Origin of the sequence: Saccharibacillus sacchari DSM 19268, assembly GCF_000585395.1 — a bacterium.
Classification (GTDB): domain Bacteria; phylum Bacillota; class Bacilli; order Paenibacillales; family Paenibacillaceae; genus Saccharibacillus; species Saccharibacillus sacchari.
The window spans coordinates 1,566,139-1,573,673 of record NZ_KK073875.1; the positions used below are offsets into that span (position 1 = coordinate 1,566,139).

A 7,535-nucleotide genomic window follows, 5' to 3' on the forward strand; every position below is an offset into this window, starting at 1 on the left:
TGCGGGATCGGCGGCAGGTCAGACCTGTACCGAATCCGATCGTAACCCTAGCTTCAACGAACAAGCTACAGTCGTCGGACCCTTCGTTGCTTCCGTAGTCCGGGTATTTACGGTTCCCGGGTAGATACTGCCGGGCCTTATCCCCAGCTTTATACGGTACGATGTTCAATTCGGTTATATGTCGAAAGCGCGGTTGCCACACGCCCGACTTCAGTTCCAGTTTAACAATTCCGTACATGCCGTGTCAAATTAAAAACCGAACATTTTAAAATCGTAAAATCCGAATGTTCGTTTTTACACAAGCAGCAAGCGAAATATCTGCTAATCCTACGATTCCTTCACTAAATACCGCTCGAATTGTAAAAATTGCGGATATAAAAAAGGCCCGAAAACGCAGCGCGCTTCCGAACCTTCCATTCATTTTCTTGATCTAAAACCTTTAAACGGCTCTTTTTGTCGAACGTTCCTGCTTATTTGACGACCAGTACCGGAATTTGCGCCTGCTGAACCACGTTATGGCTGACGCTGCCGAGCACGAACTCGCGAATCGCGCCCAAGCCCCGGCTTCCGATGACGATCAGATCGGCATTCAGCTCTTTGGCATACTCGAGAATCAGCACGGCCGGCGCTCCCTGGCGCATCTCGATCCGAGCGTCCACGCCGGCTTCTTGAAGGCGGCGACGCGCTTCTTCCACCGTTTGCTCCGCCAGATCGAAAAATTCCTTATTCACGCTGCCCGGAACCGGCGCAATGCCGTCGCCGACGAAAAAGCGCGGGTAATCGTAAATATGCAGCACTTCCAACACGGCGTCCGGCGAAGCTTTGACCAGCGCAGCCGCGCGATCGAGCGCTTTATTCGAAGCTTTCGAGCCGTCGTAGGCTACCAGAACTTTAGAGAACAGCATATTGAAGCACCTCTTTCTTCCCTTTCGAATTCGGACTCCAACCGACTCTTTTTCTGGCAAGAATCCGTTGTCCGTTCATATTCATTATTACCCTTTGGAAAAGGAGAATCAAACATCTTGCTTGCTTTTCCTTTCTTAGTCAAGCTTTAACGCAGAAATACATAGAATAGCGCCCCGTACACCGCAATATTCAGCAAAAGCAACGCAGGCACGCCAAACCGAAACGAATTGTGTTGGGTTTTGTGCCGCTTTGACCTCATTGCAATCCAAATCCCGAGCGCTCCCCCGACAGCCGCCCATGTAAATAACGTTCGTTCCGGCACTCTGCGTTTGCTCCGTTTTGCCCGGCGCTTGTCGGAAGCCATAACCGCGTACGCGATGACGTTCAGCACGAGCAACCAGCTTGTCAGCACAATAACGCTTACCGGGATCGTCAATGTCATTCTTTTTCCCCTTCTCTCGTTACGCGTTGGACTTTCGTTTATCCACATGTGGATAATTTTTCGATTGGCGTCCGATTGCTCGGTTATCCCCTGTCTGTGCGCAAACTGTTCAGAAGTAATCCGCCATATACGGAGTTCGTACCGGAATCAGCATATCCAAAAGGCGCGCCGTTTCCTCGGAAGTCTCCAGCAGACCGATACGCTGAAGCTCTGATGGACGGCGGTATCCGAGCAGCATCGCGGTCAGGATTCCGATTGGGACCCTAATATTGGCCGCGTCTGCGGACGAAGCTTCAGTATAATCGAACTTCTCCAACTTGCCTGCTCCCGATTGCGAAACCTTCCACTCCCAATCCCCCTCGTTCCACGGCGCATGCCGATCCTCGATATGAAGAATAAAGCGATGGTCTCCCGCAGACTCGGCAAATGAATAGGCGTCGACAAACTTAACCACATCCACGATTCTCGCCATAAAGAACGGTTCGATCTCCTGCTTAACCATCGGATCAGGCAGCAACAAGGACAACGGATCATCCACCGGCAGCTTCATTTGAAGCTCTTTGAGCTTGGAATCATGGTTGATGATAAAATCCCACAATCCCTGCCTAGCCGTCTCGTTGATCCAAAAAATCTCTTCCGTGATCCATTTCCGATCCTCAATCGCATATAACACGTAAGCTTCCGGCTCATCTGCTTCGTTATAATAGACTGCCGTATACGGGATGCCGTTCATCACCCGCTGCTCCCACCATTCGCGACTGCGCACCACAGGACCGTTGTAACGAATCACGGCACGGTCATACACCGACTTCAACGTATCAATATCCCGCACTTCACGCACCACGCGTCCCGGCACATTTTTGCGCGCCGGCAGCTTTTCAACAGGAATCGCATAATTTTTGTTATCCGTGAACAGCTCCCACCCGTATTTCCGGTAAAAAGCCACGGAGAACGGATGCAAATAGGATAACAGTTGATCCTCTTTTTTCATTTCCTCCAAGGATCGGCGCAGCAGCTGCGATACCATGCCTTGACGACGCTTTTCCGGCCACGTCGCAACGCCGCCGATCCCGCCCATTTTAATCTTTTTCCCATGGACATAGACTTCAAGCGGAATGAGCGCAAGCTTCGCGCACAGGTCCGGACCTTCAAAAACTCCCCACACCGCTTCATCTCCGAATCGTTTGCGACGCTCTTCCTTCTGCTGCTCGTTCAATGTATACAAAAACGCATATTCGGCCAAAGCGATACCGGCATCGAAATCCTGATCGGTCAGGCGTCTGATTTCCATCATTATCTATCTCCTCTCGTCTCGGAATCTCGGCCTTACTTCCTTCTCCGTTTACAAGCAAGTTCCTGCGTGAAAAGATCAAAAAAGACCCATTTGCTCATCGCAAAGGGTCTGTATCATTGATAATGGTCCTTTTATCGTCTAATTACCGGTCATGATGCTAGACGCTTCGCGAACGGTCGATAATCCGATCGATGACGCCGTATTCTAACGCTTCTTGCGACGACATAAAGTAATCCCGGTCCATATCCCGCGCAATCCGTTCAAGAGGCTGGCCCGTATGCAGAGCAGCAATCTCGTTTAACCGCTCACGCGTCCGGATGATTCGCTTGGCACTGATTGCGATATCGCTGGCCTGCCCCTGCGCGCCGCCGTGAGGCTGGTGAATCATGATTTCGCTATTCGGCAGCGCTCCGCGTTTTCCCTCAGCTCCGGACAACAGCAAAATCGCAGCAAAGGATGCCGCCATCCCCGTACAAATCGTATGCACGTCCGGCTTGATGTGTCGCATCGCGTCGTAAATGGCAAAACCGGACGTGGTCACGCCTCCGGGGCTGTTGATGTAAAAATAAATATCCTTCTCCGGGTCTTCCGCTTCAAGCAGCAGCAATTGCGCCGTAATGCTATTGGCCACCTGATCATCGATCGCCGAACCCAAAAAGACGATCCGGTCCTTCAGCAGTCTGGAATAAATATCGTAAGATCGTTCGCCGCGGCTCGTTTGCTCTACGACGTAAGGAATGAATGTACTCACCGGCCATGCCTCCTTCAGATTATGAAAAGGATAATATCCGAGCCGGATAACTGCGTGTGAAGCAGCCTGCAACTTGCCTCGATCAACTGTAAGATCGGTCAAGCTGCTAATCGGAGACGAAGGGAAGAACGAACGCTTGAACGCCCGCGCAGCTGCATCTTGTCCACTCGGGCTTCACGGATGCGCACAGGCGTGCCGCAGCGAACGGCCAGTGAAGCTTCTTCCCCGCTACCGCCGTTCCACAGCACCATCAGCGCACGTACATCCTGAAGTTGAATCGCCTGCATATAAGCAAAAACAGCCTGTTCGTCCGCATCATTTGATTCTATTAAAGGCTCCGTCCCTTCCTGCTCCGGCTGGCGCCGCTTGTCCAGCTTTTTTCTCGCTCGATGCAGGGAGGCTTTGACGCCGCCTTCTGTTGTGCCGAGCAACTCAGCCGTTTCTGCCGCCGTAAAACGCAGATAGTCCATCAACAAATATACCGTTCGCTGGTCCGGTGTCAGCACGCGAACAAGGCGATCGGCTGCTGCCCATAGTCGCAGCGGGTCGGCTGCATACGCATGGCCTTCCTCCTTGATCGAATCAAACACAGCCTCATCTTTTCCTTTACGAACCCGATCAATCCAGGCATGATAGGCGATACTGCGCAAATAAGTTCGATTTCTGGCTCCGCCTTTTTCACGAAACCCTGTCCACGCTTTAAGCCATGCCTCCTGTAAAAGATCCTGTCCGTCTACTGCCGAACCCGTTAGAAATCGACAATACTTCCCAAGCGCCTCGTTATGCTCCTCAATCAATTGCGCAAACTCGTCATGTCGCTTTGTTTCTCTGGTTAGACCGTGTTCCATTCTTCTCGTCTCCTCCTCTCCGTCGGATTCAATAGCTTAAACGAATCAATGAATCCAAACGATACTCTGAGTTCTGTTTTTTATTTTAAACTTTTTTTCGATTCGTGTTTCACGCTTCTATAGTAGGGTTATAACTCTGTATAAACATTTTTAAACAATCCGGAACCCCATTTCGGAAAAACGGTGCGGCCTATAACTTTGAATAACGGGATAAAATCGGCATAAAAAACGGGAACCAGTTGCGACCTGGTCCCCGCGAAACAAATCTTTGTGAGAGAAGATTTGGAACAGTAGTATTTTTCAGATCGGCATTGCGCGGATTTGAAAAATATTAGAAGCCGATGTTATCAACAAGCGTGATAATCCCGTTCTTGAAAGTTGTAGCTGCGCCGTTTTTGTTGACTAGCGTGTTACGTTCGAATTTTACTTTTTTCACTGTGCCGTCACCCCAGACGCCAATACCGCGATGCGCGCCGTCAGTGATGGTGTTGCCGATGAATTCCACGTTGTCGATTGTACCTTTTCCCCCGTAAACCAGCACGTTCGGATGATTTTGCGGTTCTTGGATACCGGTGTGGTGAATGGTGTTGTTGATAACTTTAACGCGATCTACGTTCAGCGTGTTGTAAGATCCCTCGACCGAGATATAGATGCCTGCCATCATAGTGTCTGCCACTTTGTTATTTTCGATCAGTACGTCCACTCCGCCTACAACCGAAATCCCGCGAGCCTTCGAGAAGTTCCCAATGTTATTTCCGCGAATCGTGATGTTATTAACCGGTGTCGGGCTTGTTCCATAGCTGACAACCGCGATACCGTCATCGCCTACACCCGTAACTGTATTGTTCTCAACCGTGATGTGATGGCTTTCCGTGGTCATGTGAATGCCGTCCGCGCCTGTATTTTCAACTACGTTATTGGATACAACCCCGTTGTTCGAACCATAAGCCATCATGATTCCTGCCGTGCTGGACTTGCTTACATATACGTTGTCGATTACGAAGTTTGTTGCGCTGCGAACCGTGATGCTATTTTTGTCATGCGCGCCGTTACCTCTTGGAATCGTTGTTTGGTAAGCGTGCTTAAGATTGCGAAGTTGCACGCCGTCACCTTTCAGATCGATTGAACCACCATCTGGATTCGTGGATACCAGTACAGTCGATTCTTTCCCTGCGCCTTCAAGACGGATGCTGTCGATCGTCAGGATTTTGCTGAGCGTGAATTCGCCCGCTGGAACATACAAGGTTTTCTTTTGTTCCTTTGCTGCCTTAGCTGCTGCTACAAACGCTGCGTAATCGTCTTTTCCGTCATTAGCGACTGCTCCGAAATCTGTAACCGACAATCCTGCAGGTGCTGGGTTCGTTGGTACGGTCGGTGTAGGGTCAGTAGGCGTTGTCGGGATTGTTGGCGTTGGATCAGTAGGCGTTGTTGGATTCGTTGGTGTCGGATCCGTTGGTGTCGTCGGTTCTGTCGGATTCGTTGGCGTCGGGTCTGTTGGCGTAGTTGGCTCTGTTGGATTTGTTGGCGTAGTTGGCTCTGTTGGCTCCGTCGGTGTTACTTCTCCAGGCGTAAAGGAAATGCTCGGATTCCACAATGTCTCGTCGTCTTCAGTTGTACCGTTCTTATTAACAGTGAAGTAGATGGCAGTTCCCGCTTGTACCGGAATCGCTCCGACATTTTGAGGCTTTTCGCCGGTTTTCGTTTTGATCAGTGCACTCCAAAGCACCGTGCTGTCTTTTGTAACACTTGCAATGATACCGTCGCCCTTATTTCCGCTTTTTTTCACGATCCCCGTAATCTCGATTGTTCCCGGACCCGGCGCTACCCATTTGCGAACCGCGTCTGTTGTATCGCTTGGATACTGCGAGCTGGCTGCTACCCATGGGAAACCGGATGGTGCGCTCCATACTTTTTGATTTCCATCATAAGCGAGATCCGAATATGCTGTGCCTGCCGCTTGCTGATAATACCAACCTTTCAGGCCTTGTGCTGTTTTGCTGAAGTCCGGCGAAGCCTTGTAAGTTTCCGAAGAAGCGGCATGTGCTTGTCCCAAAGTTCCAAACCCGCTACCGAGTCCTAGTGAAATTGCTGCAATCGCGATGATGATCTTGTTTCTTTTCAAGATGTATCCCTCCAATGATGTTAAATGCTGAAAAGTGAACAGTGACATGATGACAATCCGGCTTCTCCTCCGCCCCTGGGCTCAAAACCGGCTTTTGCTACGATGATCGCTTAAGCGCGAAAACGATTATTAGATAGTTGTGACTGCTTCAACTGCGGCGTTTCGAAATGAATATGCATGTATATTCATTTTCGCTTTACTCTTTCGCCCTGAAGCGGTGTGCTTATGTTCTTTATATCGACGGCAGGTTTCAGGAAGTTACAGCAGCGGTATTTAACGAATCGAAAGGCCCACATTTTTGGAAAAAACCCCAACTGAATGCACAGAAAATCCCGGGATTTAAATCATGATCCCGTGCGATTCTACCCAGATAAATTCCATATATACCTATAATAATGAAGAAAATAGATACTTTTGCTTGCTTAAAGAAACTTATATTAAAAATTGATCGAAAGTTTGTTCGTAAAATAAAAAAATGAAAATTGGAAATTTTTGAGATGTGAAGAAAAACACAAATATGCCTTTGGAGGGAGAAAAACAACTTGAAGAATAGGAAAACTAGGAAGACAATCGGTAGAAAAAGAGACATTATTCCTGTTCACACGTGCATATATATACGATTGAAGCTATGTATTTTTGAGATTCCGCGATTTGGGGACAATACGTGGATATCTATAGGAGAAAGGGGTGGGGCTTTCTATTGAAGGTTTCCATATTGTAGTCTATTGTGAATAAGAATTTTAGTTTGGCGTAGGAACTCTGGGGATAAGCAGAAGGTTATACCGATACTGTGGAGAAGATGTGAACAACAAGATGATTTCAATAACTCTCACTCACAACATCTTGAGGTTCTGCTGGAAACCTGTATAGTTTGGGGATAACTTTACCGAGATCATTCAGATCCTTCAAAATTAAAAACAGAAAAAGAGCCTTTACCGTATATGCCGGTAAAGGCTCTTGCTCACTGGCTTGGCAGCTTCCTACTCTCCCGGGACCCTGCGGTCCAAGTACCATCGGCGTTAGAGGGCTTAACGGTCGTGTTCGAGATGGGAACGTGTGGAACCCCTCTGCCATCACCACCAAACCATTTGTAGTTGAAGCTCAACTACGCACAAGGTTTGCACCTTGAAAACCGGATCCGAAACGATCTCTTCGCGTCTGTTCGAAGTTGT

6 protein-coding genes, 1 rRNA gene and 1 riboswitch are annotated in these 7,535 nt (G+C 49.0%); all 7 genes read right to left on the reverse strand.

Annotation, left to right across the window (positions count from 1 at the left end; all coding sequences use genetic code 11):
* Positions 1–75: 75 nt before the first annotated feature.
* Positions 76–177: riboswitch (purine riboswitch) on the reverse strand.
* 293 nt (positions 178–470) lie between these two features.
* The 7 genes from SACSAC_RS06725 to rrf all read right to left on the reverse strand — a co-directional run bounded on the left by SACSAC_RS06725 (position 471) and on the right by rrf (position 7,447).
* On the reverse strand, positions 471–905 hold the full coding sequence (locus SACSAC_RS06725; RefSeq protein WP_037284827.1) for a universal stress protein: 435 nt from the start codon (positions 903–905) through the stop codon (positions 471–473).
* A gap of 146 nt (positions 906–1,051) precedes the next feature.
* Positions 1,052–1,348, reverse strand: coding sequence for a DUF1294 domain-containing protein (locus tag SACSAC_RS06730; protein ID WP_051506924.1), 297 nt, complete (start codon positions 1,346–1,348; stop codon positions 1,052–1,054).
* 109 nt (positions 1,349–1,457) lie between these two features.
* A complete protein-coding gene (locus tag SACSAC_RS06735) occupies positions 1,458–2,642 on the reverse strand; it encodes a GNAT family N-acetyltransferase (RefSeq protein ID WP_051506925.1) in 1,185 nt (394 codons plus the stop codon).
* A gap of 157 nt (positions 2,643–2,799) precedes the next feature.
* Positions 2,800–3,393 (reverse strand): ATP-dependent Clp endopeptidase proteolytic subunit ClpP, encoded by a 594-nt coding sequence (gene clpP / locus SACSAC_RS06740; protein WP_037284829.1) that lies wholly within the window; start codon positions 3,391–3,393, stop codon positions 2,800–2,802.
* A 98-nt stretch (positions 3,394–3,491) separates the two neighbouring features.
* On the reverse strand, positions 3,492–4,241 hold the full coding sequence (locus SACSAC_RS06745) for an RNA polymerase sigma factor (RefSeq protein ID WP_051506926.1): 750 nt from the start codon (positions 4,239–4,241) through the stop codon (positions 3,492–3,494).
* A 331-nt stretch (positions 4,242–4,572) separates the two neighbouring features.
* Positions 4,573–6,363: a right-handed parallel beta-helix repeat-containing protein gene (locus SACSAC_RS28375; protein WP_037292238.1), complete on the reverse strand. Its 1,791-nt coding sequence runs from the start codon at positions 6,361–6,363 to the stop codon at positions 4,573–4,575.
* 967 nt (positions 6,364–7,330) lie between these two features.
* A 5S ribosomal RNA gene (rrf, locus tag SACSAC_RS06755) occupies positions 7,331–7,447 on the reverse strand.
* Positions 7,448–7,535 lie beyond the last annotated feature (88 nt).

What these genes read in the sequence shown, in the direction of transcription:
- SACSAC_RS06725 (WP_037284827.1), bottom strand. Translation starts at nt 905, where the DNA reads ATGCTGTTCTCTAAAGTTCTGGTAGCCTACGACGGCTCGAAAGCTTCG.
- SACSAC_RS06730 (WP_051506924.1), bottom strand. Translation starts at nt 1,348, where the DNA reads ATGACATTGACGATCCCGGTAAGCGTTATTGTGCTGACAAGCTGGTTG.
- SACSAC_RS06735 (WP_051506925.1), bottom strand. Translation starts at nt 2,642, where the DNA reads ATGATGGAAATCAGACGCCTGACCGATCAGGATTTCGATGCCGGTATC.
- SACSAC_RS06745 (WP_051506926.1), bottom strand. Translation starts at nt 4,241, where the DNA reads ATGGAACACGGTCTAACCAGAGAAACAAAGCGACATGACGAGTTTGCG.